Here is a 23456-nt window from a genome sequence, read left to right on the forward strand (position 1 = left end):
ACCGTTATGGCAATCTGGCTGGAAGCGCTGATCGCCCTGCTGATCGTGGTGTCCGGGGTCTTTATCCTGGTGGGCTCCCTGGGCCTGCTCAAGCTGCCCACGCTGATGATGCGCCTGCACGCCCCCACCAAGGCCACCACCCTGGGGGTGGGCGGGGCCCTGCTGGCCTCCATGGGCTTCTTCTGGGCGGTGGAGGGGACCATCTCGGTGCACGAGTTGCTGGTGACCGCATTCCTCTTCCTGACGGCCCCGGTGACGGCCCATTTCATCGCCAAGGCCCATCTGCACCTGGAACGCAAGCGGGACGGTGGTGAACGGGAACGGTTGCCGCAGACGGGCACCGGCAGCGGCTGGAGCACCTACGATCCCGCGCCTCAGACCGGGGGGGAGGAGGGGGACAGCGCCCCGGGGGAAGGCTGAGCCCCGGGGATTGACGCCTGGTGCAGCCCCTTCGGGGGATTAGAAGCCCTCGGTGGAGGTGAACAGCCCCACCCGAAGGTCCTTGGCGGTGTAGATCAGGCGGCCGTCCACAAAGACCTGCCCATCGGCGATCCCCAGCACCAGCTTGCGGGTGATGACGCGCTTGACGTCCACTTGGTAGGTGACCCGGTCTGCGGTGGGCAGGACCTGGCCGGTGAACTTCACCTCCCCCACCCCCAGGGCGCGGCCGCGTCCGGGGTTGCCGATCCAGGCCAGGTAGAACCCCACCAGTTGCCACATGGCGTCCAGCCCCAGGCAACCCGGCATCACCGGGTCCCCGGGGAAATGGCAGTCGAAGAACCACAGGTCGGGGGAGATGTCCAGCTCCGCCCGCATCTCCCCCTTGTCGTAGGCCCCGCCCTGGTCGCTGATGTGGGTGATGCGGTCCATCATCAGCATGTTGGGCACGGGGAGCTGGGCGTTGCCGGGGCCGAACATCTCCCCGTAGCCGCATTGCAGGAGTTCGTCGCGTTCGTAGCTGTTCTTTTGCATGGAGGCAGGGCGGTCCCAATCGGAAAGTCGCCTATTGGACCGGATTCCGTATCCGGGCACAAGGGGCCGCGCCCAATGGCTCGGGCATCCCTGCCCCGCTTAGGCGTCCCAGCGCAGTTGCGCCAGCTGGGACCGGGTGTAGAAGTGGCCCTGGCGCATGAAGCCGGCCACGATGCCCTCCTTCAGGGCGGTGATGCGGCCATGCTCGTCCCGTTCCACCACCCAATGGTCCGGCAGACCGTCCAGCAGGTGGATCAGGGCCGGGGACCCGTCCTCGTTGATGGAGAGATGGGTCTCGTGGGTCTGGGTGTCCATAAACGCCGGGAGGAACCCCAGTACCGCACCGGCGGTCTTCATCTCCGGAAACTCGCGGTAGGGGGCCCACAGCGACCCGGAGGCATGTTCGAGTTGGCTTCGGTTCATGGGAGGTTCCCTTGATCTTTCATCAGGCGAGGCGTGTCATCCCTCATAGCGGCGACCCTGGGGAGAACTTGAGGGCATTGCCAGGGATGCGGTCCCCTGGGCCATAATCGGGGTCTTCTACCTTCAGGTCCGCCGCTGTGGCGGGCGCCGGAGTATCCATGACCGTTGAGGCCCTGTCCGGCCCTTGGGCCGGCCAACCGTTCCTGTCCGCCATCACCTGGCTGCTGATCCTCATGGGGCTGGCCTATGCCGCCCGTCCCTGGAGTCACCGGGTCCTCCACCGGGGCACGCGGGCCCTGACCCTCTTGCTGCGCCATGCGGCCCGCGCGGTGCGCCAGGCCCGGAACCGCCTGAGGCGGGGCCATCTGCGCTATCTGCGCGGGGTGGAACTGCGCCGTCTGGAAGCCCGTTTCGACCGCGCCTATCGCGGCGTCCACCTGCGGGTGAACCGGGACCTGGGGGGCTTCCCCGCCCTGGAGCGGCGCATCCTGCAACAGATCGAGACCCTGGAGCAGGATTATCACAGCGCCCGCGACCAGGTGCCCGAGGAACCGGCCTGGGTGCGCACCGCCAACGCCCTGGCCGCCGCCCCGCCCAAGGCCGATCCCCGGGTGGGGCAGATCCTGGAGGAGATCCACGACTCCATGGCGCGGGCCGGCCGCGAGGCCCTGGAGGAATACCGCCGCGCCAGCCAGTCCCGCCTGGAGACCCTGAAGGGGCTCCTGCCCGCCTGGAGGGAGTTGGGGGAGCGGTTGCACCAACTGGAACATGCGGTGCGCGCCCTGAGCGAGCAGACCCGCCATCTGGACACCGTGCTGGGGCGCTACCGCAGGCTCCGGCGGGGGGCGGTCCCCGCCCGCGATATCTTCCTGGCCTCCACCGGTCTGCTGGCCGTGAGCGCCGCCATCCTGGCCCTGCAGGGGGTGGCCGCCGGGGTGTTGTTCTTCCTCGTGGGGCCCGCCATGGGACGTGCCCTGGGAGAGGGGACGGCGATGGAGGGCATGACCCTGGCCCCCTGGGCGGTGGGGGCCGTGATCCTTACCGTGGTACTGGGGGGCGGCCTGGTGAGCGAGGCGCGCCGCGCCAGCCGGCTCATCCCCACCTTCACCGTTCTGGATCCGCGCATGCGGCGCCGCAGCGTGGCCCTGGGGGGGACCCTCGTGTTTCTGGCGATCGTGCTCCTGGCCCTGCTGGCGGCCAGCCGGGATCTTCAGGCCGTCTCCGGGGAGACCCTGGTCCCGCTCCTGCAGGGGCCTTTGCAAGGGGAGATGGAGACGACGGCGTGGCTGTCCACCTTCACCTGTCTGGTCCTGGGGGTCCTCCTGCCCCTGCCCCTGGCCCTGGTGGCCCTGCCACTGCAGATCTTTTTGCAATCCCTGGGGGTGGTGACCGGGGGACTGGCGGTGACCGCCCTGGCCGTACTCGCTGCCCTGCTGTCCTGGCTGGCCCTGGCGGTGTATGTACTGGGGTCCGTGCTGCGGGGGCTCTACGAGCTCTTCATCTTTATCCCCCTGCTCCTGGAACGGGGGTACCGGGCCTGGCAGCGGCGCCGCACGGTGCCCCGAGAGGTCCCGGCGACGCTGCTCTCCCTGCCCGGATCCCAGTCACCGGGGGACGGTGGTACGGGGCGCGGATCGCCCTGATCAGCACTGCTCCCAGGGCAGGCCGTGGTAGCGCCAGCCGTTGATGCTGGAGCGGTGGTGCTGTTCGTCCAGATCCCCCTCGAAGCCCTCGCCCACGTGGTAGACCCGGGGGATGCCGGCCGCGATGAGTTCGCGCCCGGCATCCAGGGAGCGCTTGCCGCTGCGGCAGATGAGGATGACCGAGGCGCCCCGGTCGCCGCCCTCCTGGCCGGCACCGCCCAGCAGCAGTTTGCGCACCTCGGGGACGAAGCGGGAATTGCGGGTCCAGTCGGGCTCATCCATCCAGGGGATGTGCAGGGCCCCCTTGGGATGGCCCACGAACAGGTATTCCATGCTGGAGCGGATGTCCACCAGCAGGGTGCGCTGGTCGGACTGGAGCATCTCGTAGGCCTCCCTGGGGGAGAGGTCGATGGGATCGTGTTTGGACATGAGACCTGTGTGTCCTCCGTGGTCGGACGGGTTCTGATAGAGTGTGGCGGCATGGTGGCCGGACCCGCAGCAGGGCCGTGCCCCGCCATACGCGCGCCGGGGGCGCACCCGGCATTCTCGCCCATCCGGGAAATTTTGATAAAGGACAATATTCGTGGAACGCATGCTCATCCTCCTCCTGGGGCTGATCGTGGGACCGGGACTGCTCCTGTCCGCCTGGAGTCCCCCCGCCGGGGCTCAGACCACCGCCTATGTCAGTGATGAACTGGAGATCGCGGTACGCCGGGGCAAGACCTTCCAGCACCGTATCCTCACCTTCCTTGAAAGCGGCGATCCGGTGACCGTGCTGGAGGACGACGGGGAGGGCTATACCCGCATCCGCACCCAGGGGGGTACCGAGGGCTGGGTGCAGACCCGGTATCTCATGGACCGTCCCCATGCCCGGGTGTTGCTGGAGGAGGCCCGTACCCGCATTGAGTCCCTGGAGGCGGCGCGCGATGCCCTCAGGGAGGAGAGCGCCGAGCTGAAGGCGGAGCGGGACCGGCAGGCGCAGCGGGCGTCCGCCCTCTCCGACCGGGTGGGGGAACTGGAGAAGGCGTTGGAGGATCTGCGTACCCTGGCGGCCGATCCCCTGGAAAAGGCCCGGGAGAACGAGGAACTCACCGCCCGTCTGGCCCAGGAACAGGATCGGGTGCGGCAGCTGCTGGAGGAGAACCGTCGCCTGCGGGAGGATGACCGCAAGGACTGGTTCCTCTATGGCGCGGGGGTCTCCATCGGCTGCCTGCTGCTGGGGATCCTGCTCACCCGGGTGCGGCTGCGGCGGCGCGCCTCCGGCTGGATCGACTGATTGCGACCATTGCGGATTTTCATACCAAGGCCCCCCCGGGGGGCCGATCGTGCAGAGGAGAAATCATGTACAAACGTGTCTTGGCGATGGCCTTCCTGGCCGGTGCAGTGACCCCCGCGGCGGCGGATACCCTGGATGCCTATCTGAGCGAGGAGACGGCCCAGTTCACCTACCTGACCGGTTCCGAGCGCATCGGGTTCGGCGGGGCGGACCTGTCCATGGGGTTGTTCTTCGACGACGAGGACGACGTGATGCTGAGCACGGGCCTGAGCGTGGCGGGCGTCCCCGCCGGGGAGCGGCCCCTCACCTTCGGCGTCGGCGCGAAGGCCTATTTCGGCTTCCTGGATGAGCCGGACCGGGATTTCCAGTCCATCGGCCTGGGGGGGGAGGTGCGCTACACCATCCCCGCCAACACCCCCATGTACGTCTCCGTCAGTGCCCATTACGCCCCCAAGGTGACCACCTTCGGTGATGCGGACGATTTCTACGATCTGGGTCTGCGCTACGAGCTGGAAGTGACCCCGGGGGCCCGCGGCTTCATCGGTTACCGCCTGATGGAGGCGGACCTGGAACGGGGCGGGGACTTCGAGGTGGACGACAACATCCACTTCGGCATCCGCCTGGACTTCTGAGGGGCCATGACGGGACAAGAACCCATGGCCCGGGTGCTGGAGATCATGGCCCGGCTGCGGGATCCGGAGCACGGCTGCCCCTGGGACCTGAAACAGCGCATGGACACCCTGGTCCCCCACACCCTGGAGGAGGCCTACGAGGTGGCCGATGCCGTGCAGCGGGGGGACATGGAGGACCTGCGCGCCGAGTTGGGGGATCTGCTGCTGCAGGTGGTGTTCTATGCCCGCCTGGCCCAGGAGCAGGAGGCCTTCGACTTCGCCGATGTGGCCGCCACCCTGGCGGAGAAGCTGGTGCGCCGGCATCCGCATATCTTCGCCGGGGAGCGCTTTGACTCCGAGGCGGAGCAGCACGCCGCCTGGGAGGCGGAGAAGGCTCGGGAACGGGCGGCGCGCCGGGGGCAGGCGCAGGATCCGCCCGGCCTTCTGGATGGCGTCGCCCACGCCCTGCCGGCCCTGACCCGGGCCGCCAAGCTGCAGAAGCGGGCGGCCCGGGCGGGGTTCGACTGGGATGCCCCCGGGCCCGTGCTGGACAAGATCCGCGAGGAACTGGACGAGGTGGGCACCGAGATGGCCGCCGGCGCCGCCCACGACCGCCTGGAGGAAGAGGTGGGGGACCTGCTGTTCGCGGTGGCCAATCTGGCCCGCCACCTGGCGGTGGACCCGGAGGCCGCCCTGCGCCGGGGCAATGCCAAGTTCGAACGCCGCTTCCGCTACATGGAGGCCGCCCTGGCCCGCGCCGGACAACGGCCGGAGGATCAGTCCCTGGAGGCCCTGGAGGGGTTATGGCAGGAGGCCAAGCGGGCGGGGGCGTGAGTCCCCGGGGCGGGGGCGCGTGTGTGTGCGATGGCCGTACGGCGGCTGCCTATTCCAGCCGCAGGGACAGGTCCACCGCGCGCACGTGCTTGGTCAGGGCCCCCACGGAGATGCGGTCCACGCCGGTGAGGGCGATGGCCCGTACCTGCTGAAGGTCCACCCCGCCGGAGGCCTCCAGGGGGCAGCGGCCAGCCACCCGCGCCACCGCCTGGCGCATCCCCTCTAGATCGAAATCGTCCAGCATGATGATATCGGCCCCCGCCTCCAGGGCCTGATCCACCTCGCCCAGATCCTCCGTCTCCACCTCCACCGTCACCCCGGGGGCCTGCTGCCGCGCGGCGGCCACGGCGGCGGCGATGGAGCCCGCGGCCAGGATGTGGTTCTCCTTGATCAGCACGGCGTCGTACAGGCCCATGCGGTGATTGTGGCCGCCGCCGCAGGTGACGGCGTACTTTTGCGCCCGGCGCAGACCCGGCAGGGTCTTGCGCGTGTCCAGGATGCGGGCTCCGGTTCCGGCCACCGCCTGCACGTAGCGGCGGGTGAGGGTGGCGGTGGCGGACAGGGTCTGCAGGAAGTTGAGGGCGGTGCGCTCGCCGCTGAGGATGGCCCGAGCCGGACCCTCCAGGGTGACCAGGCGGCTGCCGGCATCCACGGCCTCGCCCTCGGACACCCACCAGCGGATGGTGACCCCTGGTGCGATGCGCTGGAAGACGGCATCGAACCAGGGCCGCCCGCAGATCACCGCCGCCTCCTTGCAGATCACATGGCCCCGGCAATAGGCCGTTTCGGGGATCAGCCCGGCGGTGACATCCCCTCCGCCCAGGTCCTCTTCCAGGGCGGTGCGGACGCAGGCATCGATGCTGTGGTCGGGGGGGGTGGGGGTGCTCATGCAGGGTCTCCCGGGGTGGGGGCGACAGCATACCGCAAACCCGTGGCGGGCTCATCCGTGCCCGCCACGGGTCGGGTCCCGGAGCGGCCGGGACTATACCTTGAAGCGACCCACCAAGTCCTGGAGTTCCCGGGCCAGGCGCGAGAGCTGTTCCGAGGCCTCGGTGGTCTGGCGGGCCCCCTGGGCGTTCTCCTCGGCCGCATCGGAGATGCTGGTGACGTTGCGGTTCATCTCCTCGGCCACGGCGCTCTGTTCCTCCGCGGCGCTGGCCACCTGACTGTTGACGTCGTTGATGGTGGCCACGGCGTTGTTGATGGCGTCCAGGGCCTGGTCCGCCTCTGAGGCGCTGTCGCGGCTGGACTGGGCCGATTCCTTGCTCTCCTCCATGACGGTCACCGCCTTGCGGCTGGCCTGCTGCAGGCGCTCGATCATCTCCTGGATCTCCTGCGTGGAGCTCTGGGTGCGGTTGGCCAGGGAGCGCACCTCGTCCGCCACCACGGCGAAGCCGCGGCCCGCCTCCCCGGCCCGGGCCGCCTCGATGGCGGCGTTCAGGGCCAGCAGGTTGGTCTGCTCGGCGATGCCCCGGATCACGTCCAGCACCTTGCCGATCTCGTCGCTGTCCTTGTCCAGCTCCCGGATGACGTCGGCCGCTTGCTGCACCTCGTCGGCCAGCTGGCCGATACGGGCCATGGTGCCGGAGACCACCTCCTTGCCCCCCTGGGCCGCGGACTGGGCCTCGCTGGTGGCATCCGCCCCCTGCTGGGCGTTGCGCGCCACCTCCTGGGCCGTGGCGTTCATCTCGTTCATGGCCGTGGCCAGCTGATCCACCTCCGAGCGTTGCTTGCTGACGCCGGCATCCGTGCGCTCGGTGATGGCGGCCAGGTCGCTGGCGGCCTGGGCCAGGTGGGCGGTGGAGTCCAGGACCCGGGCGATCAGGTCCCGGAAGTTGTCCATCATGGCGTTGAAGGCCTGGGCCGCCTGACCGATCTCGTCACTCCCCCGCACCTCCAGGCGGTGGGAGAGGTCGCCATCCCCCTGGGCGATGCCCCTGAGGCCCCGGGTCATCTGCTGCATGGGATGGGTCACCGCCCGCGCGGTGTAGAGATACATCACCAGGAGCACGGGGATGCTCACCAGGAAGGCGATACTGGTGATGCTGAGGCCGAAACGCCCCACGGCGGCGTTGACGTCGTCCAGGCTGACGCGCATGCTCACCGCGCCGAGGACGTCCCCCTCCTGGGCCATGGCATGGCAACTGGTGCAGTTCTTGCCCAGATAGTCCCTCTGGTTGAATACCGGCATCACGGCCCGCAGTTCGCTGCGGTCCGGGGATAGGGCGATGTGGGATTCCCCCGTCTCCAGGACGCGACGCTCCACGGCATCCCGGGGGATCTCGTTCTCCTCCCCCTCGCCGTACTGACGGCTCACGGGCTCTCCCCGCAGCACCCGCAGATCGCGCACGTTGTGCAGCTCCACGATCTGGTCCAGGAACTCGTCGCGGCGGTGGGTGGTGCCGGTGATCATGAGGGTGGTGAGCCCCGCCATGGTCATCTCGTGCAGCGTGCCGGTGAAGGTCTCGGCCTGCTCGATGGCGGTCTGGCGCTGTTCGTGCACGGCCCACCAGATCATGCCGGCCCAGGCCGGGAGCAGGATCAGGCCCAGGGCCGCCACCAGGCGGACCCAGATGGGCAGATCAGTGATACGTCGCATGTCGGTTCCCCGCAGGATACGTGTTTTCGAGCGCGTTCAGTACGCCCCGGCGGTTTCGTTGGGGTTCCCCTGTCCTACCGCCCCTCCACCGGGTGATGCGGGCCGGTCCGCCGCTTGTCTATCCCGTATCGGCCGCGGGCGCCCGTTCTTGAAGCCCCTATGCCCCCTCATGGTGCCCGACCGCGCCTCCCCTTAGTGCGGGGGTGCTGCATCCCAGCCTGCCAGGGATCCGTGGGGGGAGGCATGACGCCGGTCAAGGGCGGGGCATCCGCCGCCGGGATCAGTCCAGCTGTTCGTCCCGCAGGATGCGCCGTTTCACCTTTTGCAGGAAGAGCCAGGCGCTGAAGGCCACCAGTGGCGTGGCCAGGCCCATGCCCAGGGTGGGGTTCACCGGCAGGCCCATGCCTTCCAGACCCTTGAGGGCATACCCCGCCAAGCCCACGCCGTAGTAGCTGATGGCGATCACCGAAAGGCCTTCCACCGTGTCCTGCAGGCGCAGCTGCAGGCGGGCACGGCGGTCCATGGACTCCAGCAGGTTGCGGTTCTGCGCCTGCAGGTCCACCTCCACCCGGGCCCGCAGCAGGGCAGTGAGGCGGGCGGCCCGCTCCGCCAGGTTGCGCTGCCGTTCCCCCACGGACTCGCAGGTGGCCACCGCCGGCGCCAGGCGGGCGTCCAGGAATTCGGTGAAGGTCTGCAGTCCTTCGATACGGCGCTGGCGGAGCTGTTCCAGGCGCTGCTTGACCACCCGGTAGTAGGCCCGGGAGGCCTCGAAGCGGTAGGTGGTCTGGGCGGCCACCGCCTCGATCTGCGAGGCCAGGTGGCTCAGGTCCGACAGCAGTTCGTTCTGGGAATGGCCGCATTCCTGGGCCTCGGGGTCGGCCATGCGGGCCGCCAGTTCCGCCAGACGGCGGTCGGCGGTGCTCAGGGAGCGGCTGGCCTTGCGCGCCATGGGCAGACCCAGGAGGGTCATGATGCGGTAGGCGTTCACCTCCAGGATGCGCTTCACCAGCCGCCCGGCCTGGGCCTCGGAGAGGCCGTCGTTGCGCAGCAGGATCCAGGCAAGGCCGTCGTCGTGGATGCGCAGATCGGACCAGGCCCGGCCCTTGCCGCCCACCACCTCGGAACCGACGACGATGTTGCCTTCGAAGAGCTGCGACAGTTCCGTCAGGTCCCGCTCGGGCATGTCCCCGGACTCCATGGCCATGGAGACGGCGGTCACCAGTTCCCCGGGGCAGTCCCGCAGCCAGTCCTCGGGGATGCGGCGGATCACCGGGTCGCGGAAGGGGTGATCGAAGGGGGCCGAGCGGGTGAAGGTGTAGGTGACGAACTCGGTGTGACGCTCCCAGTGCAGGCGGATGTCCCCCAGGTCCGCCATGTAATATTGCCCCAGCTCCTCCGGCACCGGCGCGCCGAAGTGCTCCAGCAGGCGGCACAGGTGGCGGTTGTTCACCCCCGTACCCCGCTCGCCACAGAGGAAGGCCATGTGGGAGACCTGGGCCGGGGCCCGGATGGGCTCGAAGGTGCGGGCGTGGAGCTCGCCGGTGAGCACCCGCCGCAGGGCGTGTTCCTTCACGGGCAGGGTCAGGTTCATGGCCGGTGTTCCTCCGTCATTCCACGGCGGCGAGCAGGGGCTCCGCCTCCAGCACCCGGAACCCGGCCCGGGTCAGGTGGGCTACCGCCCGGTCGGGTTCCGCGAAGCGGAAGATGAGGGCGGCCCGGCCCGGACGGCGCAGGGAGAAGGCGTACATGTACTCGATCTTCAGGTCCGCCTCGCCCGCGCTGCGCAGTACCGCCGCCAGGCCGCCGGGGTGATCCTCCACGTCCACCGGCACCACCTCGGTGAGCTTGACCACCCACCCGGCCTCCCGCAGCAGGGATTCCGCGCGGCCCCAATCCCGCAGGATCAGGCGCAGGATGCCGAATTCCGCCGTGTCCGCCAGGGACAGGCCGAGGATGTTGATGCCTTCCCGGGCCAGCAGGTCCAGGGGTTCGGCCAGGTGCCCGGAGCGGTTTTCCAGGAATACGGAGATCTGTTGCAGTTTCATGGGTCGCATGCTCCCGTGCTGGCCCGTGGATATCAGAGGTCGCGCCGGTCGATGACGCGCTTGGCCTTGCCCTCGCTGCGGGCCAGGCTGCGCGGCTCCACCAGGCGCAGGCCCACGCGGATGCCCAGGATGTGCTCGATAGCCTTGGCCAGTGCGGCGCGCACGTCCTCCAGGGCCCGCACCTGGTCGCTGAAGACCTCGGGGGTGACCTCCACCTCCACGGTCATCTGGTCCAGCCCGTTGTCGCGGGTGAGGATGATCTGGTAGTGGGGCAGGGTGCCCTCCACCTGCAGCAGCGCCGCCTCCACCTGGGACGGGAAGACGTTCACCCCGCGGATGATGAACATGTCGTCGGAGCGGCGGCCCACCCGCTGGAAGCGCCGCGTGGTGCGGCCGCAGGCGCAGGTCTCGGGGATGATGCGGGTGATGTCCCGGGTGCGGTAGCGCAGCACGGGCATGGCCTGCTTGCTCAGGGTGGTGAGCACCAGTTCCCCTTCCACGCCGTCGGGCAGGGTCTCGCCGGTGTCCGGGTCGATGACCTCGGGATAGAAGTGGTCCTCGAAGATGTGCAGGCCGTGCTGCGCGCTGCACTCGCTGGCCACGCCGGGGCCGATGATCTCCGACAGGCCGTAGATGTCATAGGCGCGGATGCCCGCCTCCGTCTCGATGCGCCGGCGCATAGCGTCGCTCCAGGGCTCGGCGCCGAAGACCCCGGTGTGCAGGGGCAGGTCGCGCAGGTCGATGCCCATGTCCGCGGCCCGGTCCAGGATGTGCAGGAAGTAGCTGGGGGTGGCGCACATGGCGGTGACGTTGAAGTCCTGCATCACCATGAGCTGGCGCTCGGTATTGCCGCCGGAGACGGGGATGACCGTGGCCCCCAGGGCCTCGGCGCCGTAATGGGCCCCCAGGCCGCCGGTGAACAGGCCGTAGCCGAAGGCGTTCTGCACGATGTCCCCCCGGTGCAGGCCGCAGGAGGCGAAGGTGCGGGTCATCACCTCGGCCCAGACCTCCAGGTCCTCCCGGGTGTAGGCCACGACGATGGGCTTGCCCGTGGTGCCGGAGGAGGCGTGCAGGCGCACGATCTCCCCCATGGGGCTGGCGAACAGGCCGAAGGGGTAGGTGTCGCGCAGGTCCGCCTTGGTGGTGAAGGGCAGATGGGCGATGTCCGAGAGGTCGCGGATGTCCTGGGGCGTGATGTCCTTCTCCTGCATCCGCCGGCGCACCAGGTCCACGTGGTCGTAGGCCCGCTGCACCACGGCCCGCAGGCGCCGCAGCTGCACCTCCCGCAGCCGCTCCAGCGGGAGGAAGTCCGGGGCGCTGGCCGGATGGAACCCCCCGGCCGCGTCGTTCCAGCGTTCTTTGAGCATCTACACCCCCTCGGTCTGTGTCTTGCGGCCGAGCCGCTCACCGGCCCCGCGCCCGATGGCGAAGGCCTGTTCATTGATGGCATGGATCTTCTCGGGCAGACGGGTGCGAATGGCCTGCATCCAGGTGGCCTCGTCGAAGTCCAGTTGCACCGACAGCGCCCCCAGCAGGGCCACGTTCAGGCTCTTGCGGTTGCGCAGGCTGCCCTCGGGGATGTCGTCGGGGGTGATGAGCATGCCCCCGGGGCGGAGCCAGTGACGGTTGATCTCCACCTGGGAGGGCTCGAACACCAGCAGGAAGTCCGCCTCCCCGTCGGGGACCATGGGGCTGAACACCTGCTCCCCGAAGCGCACGTCGCTGGTCACCGAGCCGCCGCGCTGGCTCATGCCGTGGACCTCGCTCTTTTTCACTTGCAGACCGGTGGAGAAGGCGGCGGTGGACAACAGGTCCGAGGCCGTGACCACTCCCTGACCCCCCAGTCCGGCCAGCACGATATTGGTTACCGCCATGGCGGATCCTCCCGATAGAACAAGGAATGGCGGCCCCGCCGCGGGACCGCTCCGGTACGCATGCGCCCTCAGGGCGTGGGGGCCTGCGCGCTACCTGTGGCGCCCTCGCGGGCGGCCTGTTCGTAGCGCCGGATCATGGGGGCCGCCAGGACGCAGGGGCGGCGGGCGATGAGCACCGAGAGTTCGTCCCGCCCCATGAGGTCCCGCAGCACCCCCTCGAAATCGTCCTCCGGTTTCTGCGGGTCCACCACCTGCACGTTCTTCACCCCCATGGCGCGGCACACCTGGGCCAGGTCCATCTTCTGGGTGGGGGCGTGGTTCAGGGCACGGCCCGTGCCGGGGTGTTCCTGGCGGCCCGTCATGGCGGTGGTGTCGTTGTCCACGATGAGGACCACGTGACCGGTGGGGGGCGGATTGTAGACCATCTCCGCGATCCCGGTGAGGCCGGAGTGCACGAAGGTGGAGTCGCCGATGACACTCACCACCCGCCGCGCCTCCTCCGGCGGCAGGGTGTGGCGCAGGCCCAGGCCCACGCCGATGGCGGCGCCCATGTCCACGCAGGTGTCCATGGCCTCGAAGGGGGGCAGCACCCCCAGGGTGTAGCAGCCGATATCCCCGGCCACGATGTATTTCAGACGCCCGAGCACCTCGAACACCTCCCGGTGGGAGCAGCCCTTGCAGAGTTCCGGGGGCTTGCCGGCGGGGGGCGCGGCCTCGGGGGAGGTGTCCCCGGCCAGGATGCGGCGCACCCGGGGCACGTTCAGTTCGCCGAAGCGATACATCTCCGGCTTGCCCTCCACCGCCAGGCCATCGGCACGCAGGGCCTCGTAGACCAGGTGGTCCCCCTCCTCGATGACGACGCAGCGGTCCACCTCGCCCACGAAGCGGCGCAGGGTCTCCATGGGCAGGGGCCAGGTGAGCCCCAGGGACAGGACCCGGGCCTCGGGCGCGGCCTCCCGGGCGTGCATCACCGATACCCCCGAGGCGATGATGCCCAGGCGGCGGTCGCCGTCGTACACCCGGTTGGGGCCCTCGGCGTCGTTCCAGCGGGCGATCTGGGCCAGCTTGTCCCGCAGCTTGCGGTGGGCGGGGCGGGCGTGGGCGGGGATCATGACCCGGCCGGGGATGTCGCGCTGGAAGCCGGGTTGCAGGGCTCCGGGGCGGGTCGGGCCGGGGCGCACCTGGGTGCGGGCGTGGCAGATGCGGGTGGTCATGCGCAGGATCACCGGGATGCCCCAGCGCTCGGAGAGCTCGAAGGCGGTCCGGGTGAAGTCGTAGGCCTCCTGGGCGTCCGCCGGTTCCAGCATGGGCACCCCTGCGGCGCGGGCGTAGTGGCGGTTGTCCTGCTCGTTCTGGCTGGAGGCCATGCCCGGGTCGTCCGCCGAGATCAGCACCAGTCCGCCCACCAGGTCCATGTAGGCGGCGGTGAACAGCGGATCGGCAGCCACATTGACCCCCACGTGCTTCATGGTCACCAGGCTGCGCCCCCGGGCGAGGGACACCCCCAGGGCCACTTCCAGGGCCACCTTTTCGTTGGGGGCCCACTGGGCGCGTCCCCCCAGTTGGTCCAGGGCCTCCAGGATCTCGGTGGAGGGGGTGCCGGGGTAGCCGGTGCCCAGGTGCGTGCCGGCGTGCAGGGCGGCCAGGGCCACCGCCTCATTGCCGCTGAGGAGCAGTCGTTGGTTGGTTGCCATCAGTCGATGCCCGATTCGGATGAACAGGCCCGGCACAGGCGCGTGGGCCAGCCCGGGCGGCAGCCCGCAAGTCTACATGATTCGCGCCTCGGGACCAGTCCCCCGAACGGGGCGTCGTGGGAAGGGGGTTCGGGCAGGGTGGGGGAGGGGGTGCCCCTCCCCGCGCAGGGGGAGTCGGGGCCTCCCTGCCCCGGTGGTGTGTCCTTCGATTAGGGTCAGCCGCGGCCCACCCAGGCGGTGCACCAGCCGCCTTCCGCCACCAAGGATCCGGGGAAGACGGAGCAGGGACCCCATTCCTTGGCCTCGGGATCGGAGTACAGTAGGCAGTTGCTGCAGCGGCTGCCTTCCTGGTAGCTGTCGTGGGTCACGCTGCTGGCGTCGTGGGTGTAGCTCAGGGCCTGGGCCGTGGCATCGTCCTCGGAGAGGCGTTCCAGCTCGGCGGCCTGGGCCGCCGTGGTCCAGCCCAGTCCGGCCAGGGGCACGGCCACCAGGCCACCGGCCCCCAGCTGCAGGAAACGGCGGCGGCTGACGTGGGAGTCGCGGGTATTCATGATGTCCTCCTTCTCGCCACGGGGGCGACGGTTCAGGGTTCAGGGCCCGTTTCTGCGGACCTCGGGGCCAGTATCCGCCCCGTTGCCTGAACCCCCCATGAACAAACAGGCTGCGTCAGCCGTTCGGTTCCTCCTCGTCGAAGTCTCCCTTGAACTGCGGATTGGGCTGCAGCTGTGGGGTCGATGCCGTTGGCGTGGCGGACGGTTCCACGGCTGCAGGGGCCGATGCCGCGCCCTGCATATACACCCGGGCCGGCGGTGCCTGTCCGTCCTTGCCCTCGCCGAAGTAGAGGGTCATGTGGGGGAAGGGGATCTCGATGCCGGCGGCGTCGAAGTGGCGTTTCACCAGGCGGTTGTACTCCCGGCCCACGGCCCACTGCATGCCCGGCCGGGTCTTGATGCGCACGCGCACGTTCACGGCGCTGTCCGCCAGGGCGGTGACCCCGTGCACCTCCAGATCCCCGAGGATGTGGGGGGCCATCTCCGGCATCTGCCGCAGTTCCTCGAAGGCCTCATTCATGCGCTGTAACACCTCGTCGGTGTCCTCGCGGTAGGCCACGCCGTACTCGCCCACGTGAAAGGCGAAGTCGCGCATGTAGTTGGATACCGTGTCCACCGAGGAGAAGGGCAGCAGGTGATAGGTACCCGACAGGTCGCGCATGCCCATGGAGCGGATGGTGAGGCGTTCCACGGTGCCGGTGATGCCGCCGGCGGTGACCACGTCCCCCACGTTGAAGGCGTTCTCCAGCTGGATGAAGACCCCGGTGATCACGTCCTGCACCAGCTTCTGGGCGCCGAAGCCGATGGCCAGGCCCAGGACCCCGGCGCCGGCGATGAGGGGGCCGATGTTGATGCCCACCTGGGCCAGCACCACCATCAGGGTCATGACCACGAGGGTGATGGCCGCGGCGTTGCGAAAGATGGTGAGCAGGGTGCGCACCCGGGCGTTGGGCTCGCCGTTGCCGGTGGCGGGGCTGAGGCGGTATTCGATCCAGCTGGTCAGGCCCAGCCACACCAGCATCGCCCCGGCCAGGATCAGGGCCACCGCCACCACATTGCCGATGAAGCGGCCGCCTGCGTCGGAGGCTGCCCAGGCGGTCAGGCTGAAGGGGGTCCAGGCATCCAGGATGGCCGCGGCCACCACGGCCAGCAGGGTGAAGCGCAGGACCTTGAGCACCGTGGGGATGTAGGCGTTGAGGCGTTCCTCCAGCAGGGGGATGCCCTCGCGGGTCTCCTCGGGCAGGCGGATGCGTTTGAGGATCACGCGGCCCAGCAGCAAGGACAGCAGGATCCCCGCGGCGGCGGCCAGCAGGGTCTGCGCCGTGGCGGCGATCATGAAGGGCAGGGCCCGGCCGGGGAAGACCAGGGCCACCACCAGGATGGCCGTCAGATAGGCCAGGGCGGCCAGGTGCCAGATGCGTCCCGCGCCCTGCAGGGCGATCCGGCCAAAGCCGGTATCCATGCGTTCACCCAGTTTCATCAGCCGGCCCTGAACCCGCTTGCGGTTGCGCAAAACCAGGACCACGGCCCGGTAGTAGGCCACCGCCAGGATGAGCAGCCCCAGGAGACGGGCCGGTTCGGGGGCCACCAGCAGGGCCGTCACCGGCACCACGAAGAGCAGGCCGTAGCCCAAAAAGGCGGTCATGCCAGAGGTCCAGCGGGTGCAGGCGGCGGCCTCGGCATCCGATAGGGGCAGCAGGCGCAGCCCCGGCCAGCGATGGGACAGGAACAGGCGCAGGGCCGCCCGCGTCAGCTCCACCAGGAGGAAGGCATTGAGGAAGAGGCTGTCCCGGGCCGTCATCTGCCCGGCCTCGCCGGTGACGAACAGGGCCAGGGCGTGACCCGCCGCCCAGGCCAGGGCCACGGTGGCCAGGTCCAGGAGCAGGGCGGCGGTGGTGCCCGTCACCCGGCGCACCACCCCGGCGGAACCGGTGCGGGCGAGGGCGTGGCGGTCCAGGCGCCGGTAGGCCAGCCGGGCCAGGCGGGAGAGGAGCCACAGAACGGCCAGGGTGGCTATGATCAGTCCCGCCAGCTCCAGGGTGTTCACCGTCAGGTCCATGGGGTCGGCGGCCCGCATCTGGTCCCAGGCCGTCTGTGTGGCCTGGATGGCGGTGTTGAATTGTTCCACTGACCCCTCGGCCAGGGACTGGGTCCACTGCGCCACCTGCCGGGTCGGCGGCACGTCCGCGGCCTCCTCGGTGGCCGTTCCCTCCTCTGCTGCCGCACGGCGCAACTCTTTGATGAGGGCCTCCCGGGCCGCCTCGTCCTCCAGCAGGTCGGCGAGGCGGCTGTCCCCCGGCGCGGCCTCCTGGGCCTGCAGGGGGAGGGCGGCGCAGAGGAGAAGGAGGACGACGGCGATCCGGGGCAGGATGCGCGAGAGAAACGGGATAGGCGGTCTCAACCTGGACTCCTTGGCCGAGGCGGTGATCGAGGGATCTTGTGCGCGCCGATACGGGGCCCGCGCCAGCGCTGGGTCGTATTGGGGAACTTTGCAGGAAGACCGATGATGGCTTCAAGGTCCGGCGCCATGGACAGAAGGGGCCGGGCGGGGGACGGGTGGACGGGTCCATGCCCCGGCCGCGGGGCCCTTATCGCACGGGGATGGGGTATCCTGTATCCATGGCCCCCTTCCCGTGACCGGCCCATGGAGATCATCCCCTTCTCGCCTGCCGTGTCGTTTGCCCCCCCGTCGCCGCGGGGGGGCGATGCAACCGTGGCCGGGGAGTCGGGGGAGCCGCGCCCTGGACGGACCGGGCCGGTGCCGGTTGCCGAGGAGGCGGGGCGTTCCCCCGCACCCGGCCCTGAACGCCTCACCCGGGCCGAGGAGCGCACGCTGCAGTCGCTGCGGCAACGGGACCGGGAGGTGCGCACCCACGAGCAGGCCCACATGGCCGCCGGCGGCGGCCTGGTCACCAGCGGCGCCACCTACTCCTACCAGCAGGGGCCCGATGGCCGCCGCTATGCCGTGGGCGGCGAGGTCTCCATCGACACCTCCCGGCCCGCGGATCCCGAGGATGCCATACGCAAGGCGCGGCAGATCGCCCGCGCCGCCCTGGCCCCGGCCGAGCCCTCCGGACAGGATTACCGCGTGGCGGCCCGGGCCCGCCTCATGGAGGCCGAGGCGCGGCGGGAACTCCAGGCCCTGGGGCGTGAGGGTGCCGGCACCGGGGAAGGGGGCCGGGCCCAGGGCCAGGACGATGGCAGGGGTCGGGAGGCCGGGGGACCGCAGGCACCGGCGCAGACCGTGAGGGAGCGCCTGGAACGGCTCTTTGCCCAGGTGGACCGATCCGCGGCCGCCGCCCGCTTCCGCGCCCTGGCCTGAGGCGCGCGCCGCTGTCCCGGCCAGGCGTGGGGGAATTGCATCCGCATGGGGCTGGCCATCGCCCCATTCATGGACGATGCCTACCGTACGGTGCTGGGGAGGGCCCCGAGTCTGCACTCGCTGCGGCGGGTGCGTTTCGTGCTGCGCAGGGAGTCCGACCGGGCCGTGTTCGCGGCGGCCCTGGGGCGGTGGTCGGACACCACGGGTGGCGATCCCCCGCAAACATGACCCATGCCATGGACGGACGGGTGGGGTGCGGGGAGACTGGCCGCCCCAAGGCCCGGGTCCGCGCACTGCGAAAAGGGCCGCAGCGGAATACCTCTCGAGGGACGCAGCGATGCTGGAGATCAGGATCCATGGCCGGGGCGGGCAGGGCAACGTGGTGGCCGCCTACCTGCTGGCCTCGGCGGCCATCGGCCACGGCCGCCACGCCCAGGCCTTCCCCGCCTTCGGGGCCGAGCGCCGCGGCGCCCCGGTGGCCGCCTTCGTGCGCATCGGCGAGGCCCCCATTCGGCGGCGCTGCCAGGTGCGGCATCCGGGGTTTCTCATCGTCCAGGACCCGGCCCTGCTGGAGGTGCCCGGCACCCTGGCGGGGCTGCGTCCCGGGGGCGGCATCCTGGCCGACGGCGCCAAGCCCGGTGTGGCCGGGCGCGACGGCGGCGAGATCGTCACCCTGCCCGCCACCCGCCTGGCCCTGGAACACATCGGCCGCCCCGTCCCCAATACGGCCCTGCTGGCGGCCTTTCTCACACTCACCGGGTTGATGCCCCTCTCCGCCCTGATCCATGCCCTGGAGGCCCGCTTCAGCGGGCCGATGCTGGAGAAGAACCGCATCCTGGTGGAGACGGCCGCCGCCCAGGTGGAATCCGGACGCTGGAAGGAGGTGGTCCATGGCGTTGCCGCTTGAGGGCTCCCAGGCCCTGGCCCGTACCGTGGCCCTGTGCCGGCCGCAGGTGGTCTCGGCCTACCCCATCACCCCCCAGACCCACATCGTCGAGGGCATCGCCCGGCTGGTGGCCGACGGCCGCCTGGAGTGCGAGATGGTGAGCGTGGAGAGCGAGCACTCCGCCGCCTCCGTGGCCCTGGGGGCCGCCGCCGCCGGTTCCCGGGCCTACACCGCCAGCGCCTCCCAGGGGATCCTGCTCATGTCCGAGGTGCTCTTTGATATCGCCGGCATGCGGGTGCCCCTGGTGATGACCTGTGCCAACCGCGCCGTCTCCGCCCCCCTGAGCATCTGGAACGACCACCAGGACGCCATGGCCGTGCGCGACGCGGGCTGGATCCAGCTCTACTGCGCCAGCAACCAGGAGGCGGTGGACACCACCGTGCAGGCCTTTCGCATCGCCGAGCACTGCAGCCTGCCGGTGATGGTCTGCGTCGACGGCTTCACCCTGACCCATACCCTGGAACCCCTGGAGCTGCCGGACCAGGACCAGGTGGACGCCTACCTGCCCGCCTACCGCTTCGCCCACGGCCTGAACCCGGCCGAGCCCCGCAGTCTGGGGACCCTGGTGTCCCCGGATCATTTCACCGAGGCGCGTCTGGGCCATCATGGGGCCCTGCAGCGGGCCCTGGGGGCGATCGAGGCGGCGGACGCCGACTGGGCGGCGGTCTCGGGGCGGGGCTGCGGTGGCCTGTTGGAGGTGCGCGGGGACCCGCAGGCGCGCACGGGGATCCTGGTCATGGGCTCGGTGCTGGGCACCCTGGAGGATGCCATGGACGCGGATCCAAAGGGGCGCCGCGTGCGTTTCCTCAAGCTGCGCAGCTTCCGTCCCTTCCCGGCCGAGGCCCTGCGCCAGGCCTGCCAGGGGCTGGATACCCTCATCGTCCTGGACCGGGCCCTGTCCCCCGGCAGTGGCGGTATCGTGGGTCCAGAGGTGAAGGCGGCCCTCATGGACATGGCCGAGCCGCCCCGGGTGCACAACCTGGCCGCCGGCCTGGGGGGCCGCGATCTGCCCCTGGACCTGTACGGCCGCCTGCTGGAGGCCGTGGAAGGGGCGGACGGGCCGCTGCCCTTCACCCTCATCGACGCCGATCCCACGCAGTTGCCGGAGGCGGACCGCCCCGATGCCCCATTGATGCAGGAGGCCCCATGAGCGCCGAAACCGCCCGGCACGACGCGAAGACCCTGCGCCATCAACAGCCCCGTTTCCGCGGCCTGGAGGCGGGCCATCGGGCCTGCCAGGGCTGTGGCGAGGCCCTGGCGGCGCGCCTGGTGACCGAGGCCGCCGGTCCCGATGTCATGGTGGCCAATGCCACCGGTTGCCTGGAGGTCTTCACCACCCCCTGGCCCCAGTCCGCCTGGCGCCTGCCCTGGATCCATTCCGTCTTCGGCAACGCCGCCGCCGTGGCCGCCGGCATGGAGGCCGCCCTGAAACAGCAGGGGCGTCGCACCCGGGTGCTGGCCTTCGCCGGTGACGGGGGCACCTTCGACATCGGCTTCCAGGCCCTGTCCGGGATGATGGAGCGGGGCCACGATGTGCTCTTCGTCTGCTTCGACAACGAGGCCTACATGAACACCGGCGTGCAGCGCTCCGGCTCCACCCCCCACGCGGCCATGACCAACACCTCCCCCCCGGGTACGGCGCGCATGGGCAAGCGGCACATGAAGAAGGACATCCTCGCCATCCTCGCCGCCCACCGCATCCCCTACGCCGCCACCGCCTCGGTGGCCTATCCCTCGGATCTGCGCAAGAAGGTGCGCCGTGCCATGGACACCGGGGGCCCCGTGTTCCTGCAGGTGCACAGCCCCTGTCCCCTGGGCTGGGGCCACGACAGCGACCTCACCGTGCAGGTGGCCCGGCTGGCGGTGCAGACGGGGCTCTTCCCGCTGGTGGAGATGGAGCGGGGGGAACTCATCGGCACCCTGCCCATCCGCGAGGTCCGGCCGGTGACCGATTACCTGCGGCTGCAGCAGCGTTTCCGGCATCTCTTTGCGGGGGATTTCCGCGCCGAGAAGGAACTGGAGCACCTGCAGGCCATCGCCGACCGCAACATCGAGCGCTTCGAGCTGCGGGGCGGCGGCAAGGAGCGCTACGACACGGAGGGGGCGGACACCGTGCACCGCGGCGGCGACCGCTGGGCCTGAACCCGAGACAGCGAACCCGGATGAACACACCATGACCCAGATCCCACCCGGCGCCTTTGCCCAACCCGGCACCTCCCTGGAATTCAAGACCGGCTCCTGGCGGGTGCAACGCCCCGTGCACCGGCATCGGGCGGCCCCCTGCCATGCCGCCTGTCCGGCGGGGGAGGATGCCCAGGCCTATCTCGCCCGGGTGGAGGTGGGGGATCTGCAGGGGGCCTGGGAGACCCTGGTGTCCGCCAACCCCCTGCCCGCCATCACCGGCCGGGTCTGCCCCCATCCCTGCGAGACGGCCTGCAACCGCGGCCAGTACGACGAGGCCATCGGCATCCACGCCGTGGAACGCTACCTGGGGGACGAGGCCCTGCGCCGGGAATGGCCCTACCCCGTCCCCGCCCCGGGAAGCGACGCCCCCCGGGTCGCCGTGGTGGGGGCGGGTCCCGCCGGTCTGGCCGCCGCCTATCACCTGCTGCGTGGCGGCTGCCGCGTGACCCTGGTGGAGGCCCTGGCCGCCGCCGGCGGGACGGTGCGTACCGCCATCCCCCGCTATCGCCTTCCCCTGGACACCCTGGAGGCGGAGACGGCCCGCCTGCTGGCCCTGCCGGGCCTGGATTTTCGTCCCCATACGCAGCTGGGGCGGGATGTCTCCCTGGAGGAGTTGCGCTCGGAACACGCCGCCCTGTTCCTGGCCCCGGGCCGGCGCAAGGGGCAGGAATGGAACGCCGATTTCGCCATCCCCGGCGATCTGCACACGGGGCTGCACCTGCTGGAGACCTGGGTGGCCGAGGGGACCCTGCCGGATCATCCGGGGGCGGTGGCCATCGTCGGCGGCGGCAACACCGCCGTGGACCTGTCCCGGGTCCTGCGCCGCCAGGGGGTGCCCTCGGTGCATCTGATTACCCATCAGCGCATCCCGGCCCCCGGTGTCCCCGCCGAGGACGTCATGCGCGCCAACCCCCGGGAGGTGGCGCAGGCGGTGGAGGAGGGGGTCACCATCCATGAGCATCGCGGGGTGCGCCGCCTCATCCTCCGGGGCGAGCGGGTGGTGGGTATGGAACTGGTGCATATGAAGAAGCTGCCGGACGCCGATGGCCGGCTGCAGCGGGTGGCCTTCGAGGGCACGGAGACGGTGCTGCACGTGGACCATGTCATCCCCGCCATCGGTCAGGAGGTGGACCCGGCCGGTTTTGAGGCACTGGTGGAACGGGGGCGGATCCCCGTGGACCCCTGGTGGGGACGGGTGCAGGGACAGACCCATCTCTTCGCCGGCGGGGACGCCCGCGGTGATCACGGCAGCGTCAGCGAGGCGGTGGGGGATGGCCGCCGCGCCGCCCTGGGCATCCTGGCCGTGCTGGCGGGGGAATCCCTGGAACCGCCGACACCTCCCGAGCCCGTGCCCTTCTCCGATCTGAACCTGCACTACTTCGAGCCGGCCCCGGCGGCGCGGGAGCCGGTGCTGCCGCCCCAGGAACGCCGGGGACTGGAGGAGGTGGAAGGTGGGCTCGACCTCCACGGGGTGCGCCACGAGGCCCACCGCTGCCTCTCCTGCGGCGAGTGTCTGGCCTGCGACAACTGCTGGACCCTGTGTCCCGACCAGGCGGTGCTCAAGACCCGGGAGCGGGCGGCCGACGGCAGCCACTACGTCTTCGACTACGACTATTGCAAGGGCTGCGGCATTTGCGCCCGGGAATGTCCCACGGGATATATCCGCATGGAGTCCTGAGTCCGTCCACTCCAGGCAGGGTGCACATCCGCATGGTCTGGGCGGGGGGGTACAGATGCCCCATGAGTGGATCCTCCTCCCCCTGGAAACGGTTTTGACCGGGCCATGGGACTTGTATGCGGTTGCACGGTATCCTGATGAGATAGCCGTTTCGAAAAGACCGCAAAACCATGCCCAGGATCGATATCGACGCCTTCTACCGCCACGCCCTGGAGACCCATGGTGCCACCGCGGAGGGGGTGCAGTGGCGCTCGGCGCGGACCCAGTGGCAGCGCTTTGAGATCCTGCGCCGCCTGCTCCCCGAGGATCTCTCCCCCCTGGTGGTGGCGGATGCGGGCTGCGGTCTGGCGGATTTCCACGCCTATCTGGCCCAGAACGGGGGGCTGCCCGGGCAGTACATCGGTCTTGAGATGGTGGAGCCGTTCATCCGCCAGGCCCGCCCGGGGGCGCAGGTGCAGCGCTGTGATGTGCTGACCGACCCGTTGCCGGAGGCGGATTACTACGTCTGCAGCGGTGCCATGAACAACCTTACCCGGGAGGAGACGGACCGCTTCATCCGCCGCTGCCTGCAGGCCGCATCCCGGGGGTTTGTGTTCAACCTGCTCAAGGGGAGGCCCCGGCATTCCATCTTCAACTACTTCCTGCCCCGGGAGATCCGCGCCCTGGGGGAGGATCTCGGGGTGCGGGTGGAGATCGTGGAGGGCTATCTGGAGAACGATTTCACCGCGGCCTTTCTCCATTCCCCGACGGAGTCGGTGCCGTAAGGTGGATCCCGCATCCGCTCCGCCGGGGATGGAAGTACCC

At 70.2% G+C, this 23456-nt stretch carries 24 protein-coding genes; 12 read left to right on the forward strand and 12 right to left on the reverse strand.

Going from position 1 to position 23456, the window contains the following annotated elements; genetic code table 11:
• Positions 1-6 precede the first annotated feature (6 nt).
• Positions 7-420, forward strand: coding sequence for a Na+/H+ antiporter subunit G (locus BM214_RS02915; protein WP_090483720.1), 414 nt, complete (start codon positions 7-9; stop codon positions 418-420).
• A 39-nt stretch (positions 421-459) separates the two neighbouring features.
• On the opposite strand, the gene fabA is transcribed toward BM214_RS02915, so the two are convergent.
• Together fabA and BM214_RS02925 are read right to left on the reverse strand one after the other, a co-directional pair.
• A complete protein-coding gene (gene fabA / locus BM214_RS02920; RefSeq protein WP_090483721.1) occupies positions 460-972 on the reverse strand; it encodes a 3-hydroxyacyl-[acyl-carrier-protein] dehydratase FabA in 513 nt (170 codons plus the stop codon).
• Between the two features lie 99 nt (positions 973-1071).
• Positions 1072-1395 carry a hypothetical protein gene (locus BM214_RS02925; protein ID WP_090483722.1) on the reverse strand — a complete coding sequence of 108 codons (324 nt, stop codon included), beginning with the start codon at positions 1393-1395 and terminating at the stop codon, positions 1072-1074.
• Positions 1396-1553: 158 nt separating this feature from the next.
• Between BM214_RS02925 and BM214_RS02930 the strand changes: the two genes are divergently transcribed.
• Positions 1554-3038, forward strand: coding sequence for an AAA family ATPase (locus BM214_RS02930; protein ID WP_090483723.1), 1485 nt, complete (start codon positions 1554-1556; stop codon positions 3036-3038).
• Here the strand turns inward: BM214_RS02930 and BM214_RS02935 are convergent, their stop codons facing one another.
• The gene (locus BM214_RS02935; RefSeq protein ID WP_090483724.1) at positions 3039-3467 is read right to left on the reverse strand and encodes a rhodanese-like domain-containing protein; all 429 of its coding nucleotides are present in this window, start codon (positions 3465-3467) and stop codon (positions 3039-3041) included.
• A gap of 163 nt (positions 3468-3630) precedes the next feature.
• On the opposite strand from BM214_RS02935, the gene BM214_RS02940 reads away from it, so the two are divergent.
• The 3 genes from BM214_RS02940 (at position 3631) to mazG (ending at position 5759) form a co-directional block, all read left to right on the forward strand.
• Positions 3631-4314: a TIGR04211 family SH3 domain-containing protein gene (locus BM214_RS02940; protein WP_244887830.1), complete on the forward strand. Its 684-nt coding sequence runs from the start codon at positions 3631-3633 to the stop codon at positions 4312-4314.
• 65 nt (positions 4315-4379) lie between these two features.
• Positions 4380-4946 carry a YfaZ family outer membrane protein gene (locus BM214_RS02945; protein ID WP_090483726.1) on the forward strand — a complete coding sequence of 189 codons (567 nt, stop codon included), beginning with the start codon at positions 4380-4382 and terminating at the stop codon, positions 4944-4946.
• A gap of 6 nt (positions 4947-4952) precedes the next feature.
• Entirely contained in the window at positions 4953-5759 is an 807-nt protein-coding gene (gene mazG / locus BM214_RS02950) for a nucleoside triphosphate pyrophosphohydrolase (RefSeq protein WP_177217565.1), read from the forward strand.
• Positions 5760-5808: 49 nt separating this feature from the next.
• On the opposite strand, the gene nadC is transcribed toward mazG, so the two are convergent.
• The 9 genes from nadC to BM214_RS12940 form a co-directional block, all read right to left on the reverse strand.
• Complete coding sequence (gene nadC, locus BM214_RS02955; protein ID WP_090483728.1) at positions 5809-6648, reverse strand: carboxylating nicotinate-nucleotide diphosphorylase; 840 nt, start codon at positions 6646-6648, stop codon at positions 5809-5811.
• A 93-nt stretch (positions 6649-6741) separates the two neighbouring features.
• Entirely contained in the window at positions 6742-8358 is a 1617-nt protein-coding gene (locus tag BM214_RS02960; protein ID WP_090483729.1) for a methyl-accepting chemotaxis protein, read from the reverse strand.
• Positions 8359-8638: 280 nt separating this feature from the next.
• Positions 8639-9943 carry a DUF3422 family protein gene (locus tag BM214_RS02965; RefSeq protein ID WP_090483904.1) on the reverse strand — a complete coding sequence of 435 codons (1305 nt, stop codon included), beginning with the start codon at positions 9941-9943 and terminating at the stop codon, positions 8639-8641.
• 22 nt (positions 9944-9965) lie between these two features.
• On the reverse strand, positions 9966-10403 hold the full coding sequence (locus BM214_RS02970) for an amino acid-binding protein (RefSeq protein ID WP_090483730.1): 438 nt from the start codon (positions 10401-10403) through the stop codon (positions 9966-9968).
• Positions 10404-10435: 32 nt separating this feature from the next.
• Positions 10436-11770, reverse strand: a complete 1335-nt coding sequence (locus BM214_RS02975) for a phenylacetate--CoA ligase family protein (protein WP_090483731.1) — start codon at positions 11768-11770, stop codon at positions 10436-10438.
• Positions 11771-12277: an indolepyruvate oxidoreductase subunit beta gene (locus BM214_RS02980; protein ID WP_090483732.1), complete on the reverse strand. Its 507-nt coding sequence runs from the start codon at positions 12275-12277 to the stop codon at positions 11771-11773. It abuts the gene before it with no gap.
• Between the two features lie 68 nt (positions 12278-12345).
• On the reverse strand, positions 12346-13971 hold the full coding sequence (locus tag BM214_RS02985) for a thiamine pyrophosphate-dependent enzyme (RefSeq protein ID WP_090483733.1): 1626 nt from the start codon (positions 13969-13971) through the stop codon (positions 12346-12348).
• A 215-nt stretch (positions 13972-14186) separates the two neighbouring features.
• Positions 14187-14522: a high-potential iron-sulfur protein gene (locus tag BM214_RS02990; RefSeq protein WP_090483734.1), complete on the reverse strand. Its 336-nt coding sequence runs from the start codon at positions 14520-14522 to the stop codon at positions 14187-14189.
• 115 nt (positions 14523-14637) lie between these two features.
• Positions 14638-16923 carry a mechanosensitive ion channel domain-containing protein gene (locus BM214_RS12940; RefSeq protein ID WP_280521878.1) on the reverse strand — a complete coding sequence of 762 codons (2286 nt, stop codon included), beginning with the start codon at positions 16921-16923 and terminating at the stop codon, positions 14638-14640.
• Between the two features lie 357 nt (positions 16924-17280).
• Between BM214_RS12940 and BM214_RS03000 the strand changes: the two genes are divergently transcribed.
• The 7 genes from BM214_RS03000 (at position 17281) to BM214_RS03030 (ending at position 23416) form a co-directional block, all read left to right on the forward strand.
• Complete coding sequence (locus BM214_RS03000; RefSeq protein WP_218149030.1) at positions 17281-17844, forward strand: putative metalloprotease CJM1_0395 family protein; 564 nt, start codon at positions 17281-17283, stop codon at positions 17842-17844.
• A gap of 45 nt (positions 17845-17889) precedes the next feature.
• Positions 17890-18072: a hypothetical protein gene (locus tag BM214_RS03005; RefSeq protein ID WP_090483737.1), complete on the forward strand. Its 183-nt coding sequence runs from the start codon at positions 17890-17892 to the stop codon at positions 18070-18072.
• 109 nt (positions 18073-18181) lie between these two features.
• A complete protein-coding gene (locus BM214_RS03010) occupies positions 18182-18751 on the forward strand; it encodes a 2-oxoacid:acceptor oxidoreductase family protein (protein WP_090483738.1) in 570 nt (189 codons plus the stop codon).
• Entirely contained in the window at positions 18735-19940 is a 1206-nt protein-coding gene (gene porA / locus BM214_RS03015; RefSeq protein WP_090483739.1) for a pyruvate ferredoxin oxidoreductase, read from the forward strand. The genes BM214_RS03010 and porA overlap by 17 nt, the downstream gene beginning before the upstream one ends.
• Positions 19937-20932, forward strand: a complete 996-nt coding sequence (locus tag BM214_RS03020) for a thiamine pyrophosphate-dependent enzyme (RefSeq protein WP_090483740.1) — start codon at positions 19937-19939, stop codon at positions 20930-20932. The genes porA and BM214_RS03020 overlap by 4 nt, the downstream gene beginning before the upstream one ends.
• A gap of 31 nt (positions 20933-20963) precedes the next feature.
• Entirely contained in the window at positions 20964-22652 is a 1689-nt protein-coding gene (locus BM214_RS03025) for an FAD-dependent oxidoreductase (protein ID WP_090483741.1), read from the forward strand.
• Positions 22653-22822: 170 nt separating this feature from the next.
• A complete protein-coding gene (locus BM214_RS03030) occupies positions 22823-23416 on the forward strand; it encodes a class I SAM-dependent methyltransferase (protein WP_090483742.1) in 594 nt (197 codons plus the stop codon).
• Positions 23417-23456: the final 40 nt, after the last annotated feature.

The organism is Ectothiorhodospira mobilis (assembly GCF_900114895.1).
GTDB classification, from domain to species: Bacteria; Pseudomonadota; Gammaproteobacteria; order Ectothiorhodospirales; family Ectothiorhodospiraceae; genus Ectothiorhodospira; species Ectothiorhodospira mobilis_A.

Bases quoted from the DNA above. Each gene is read 5' to 3' on its own strand.
- BM214_RS02915 (WP_090483720.1), top strand. From the start codon at position 7: ATGGCAATCTGGCTGGAAGCGCTGATCGCCCTGCTGATCGTGGTGTCC.
- fabA (WP_090483721.1), bottom strand. From the start codon at position 972: ATGCAAAAGAACAGCTACGAACGCGACGAACTCCTGCAATGCGGCTAC.
- BM214_RS02925 (WP_090483722.1), bottom strand. From the start codon at position 1,395: ATGAACCGAAGCCAACTCGAACATGCCTCCGGGTCGCTGTGGGCCCCC.
- BM214_RS02930 (WP_090483723.1), top strand. From the start codon at position 1,554: ATGACCGTTGAGGCCCTGTCCGGCCCTTGGGCCGGCCAACCGTTCCTG.
- BM214_RS02935 (WP_090483724.1), bottom strand. From the start codon at position 3,467: ATGTCCAAACACGATCCCATCGACCTCTCCCCCAGGGAGGCCTACGAG.
- BM214_RS02940 (WP_244887830.1), top strand. From the start codon at position 3,631: ATGCTCATCCTCCTCCTGGGGCTGATCGTGGGACCGGGACTGCTCCTG.
- BM214_RS02945 (WP_090483726.1), top strand. From the start codon at position 4,380: ATGTACAAACGTGTCTTGGCGATGGCCTTCCTGGCCGGTGCAGTGACC.
- mazG (WP_177217565.1), top strand. From the start codon at position 4,953: ATGACGGGACAAGAACCCATGGCCCGGGTGCTGGAGATCATGGCCCGG.
- nadC (WP_090483728.1), bottom strand. From the start codon at position 6,648: ATGAGCACCCCCACCCCCCCCGACCACAGCATCGATGCCTGCGTCCGC.
- BM214_RS02960 (WP_090483729.1), bottom strand. From the start codon at position 8,358: ATGCGACGTATCACTGATCTGCCCATCTGGGTCCGCCTGGTGGCGGCC.
- BM214_RS02970 (WP_090483730.1), bottom strand. From the start codon at position 10,403: ATGAAACTGCAACAGATCTCCGTATTCCTGGAAAACCGCTCCGGGCAC.
- BM214_RS02975 (WP_090483731.1), bottom strand. From the start codon at position 11,770: ATGCTCAAAGAACGCTGGAACGACGCGGCCGGGGGGTTCCATCCGGCC.
- BM214_RS02980 (WP_090483732.1), bottom strand. From the start codon at position 12,277: ATGGCGGTAACCAATATCGTGCTGGCCGGACTGGGGGGTCAGGGAGTG.
- BM214_RS02985 (WP_090483733.1), bottom strand. From the start codon at position 13,971: ATGGCAACCAACCAACGACTGCTCCTCAGCGGCAATGAGGCGGTGGCC.
- BM214_RS02990 (WP_090483734.1), bottom strand. From the start codon at position 14,522: ATGAATACCCGCGACTCCCACGTCAGCCGCCGCCGTTTCCTGCAGCTG.
- BM214_RS03005 (WP_090483737.1), top strand. From the start codon at position 17,890: ATGGGGCTGGCCATCGCCCCATTCATGGACGATGCCTACCGTACGGTG.
- BM214_RS03010 (WP_090483738.1), top strand. From the start codon at position 18,182: ATGCTGGAGATCAGGATCCATGGCCGGGGCGGGCAGGGCAACGTGGTG.
- porA (WP_090483739.1), top strand. From the start codon at position 18,735: ATGGCGTTGCCGCTTGAGGGCTCCCAGGCCCTGGCCCGTACCGTGGCC.
- BM214_RS03020 (WP_090483740.1), top strand. From the start codon at position 19,937: ATGAGCGCCGAAACCGCCCGGCACGACGCGAAGACCCTGCGCCATCAA.
- BM214_RS03025 (WP_090483741.1), top strand. From the start codon at position 20,964: ATGACCCAGATCCCACCCGGCGCCTTTGCCCAACCCGGCACCTCCCTG.
- BM214_RS03030 (WP_090483742.1), top strand. From the start codon at position 22,823: ATGCCCAGGATCGATATCGACGCCTTCTACCGCCACGCCCTGGAGACC.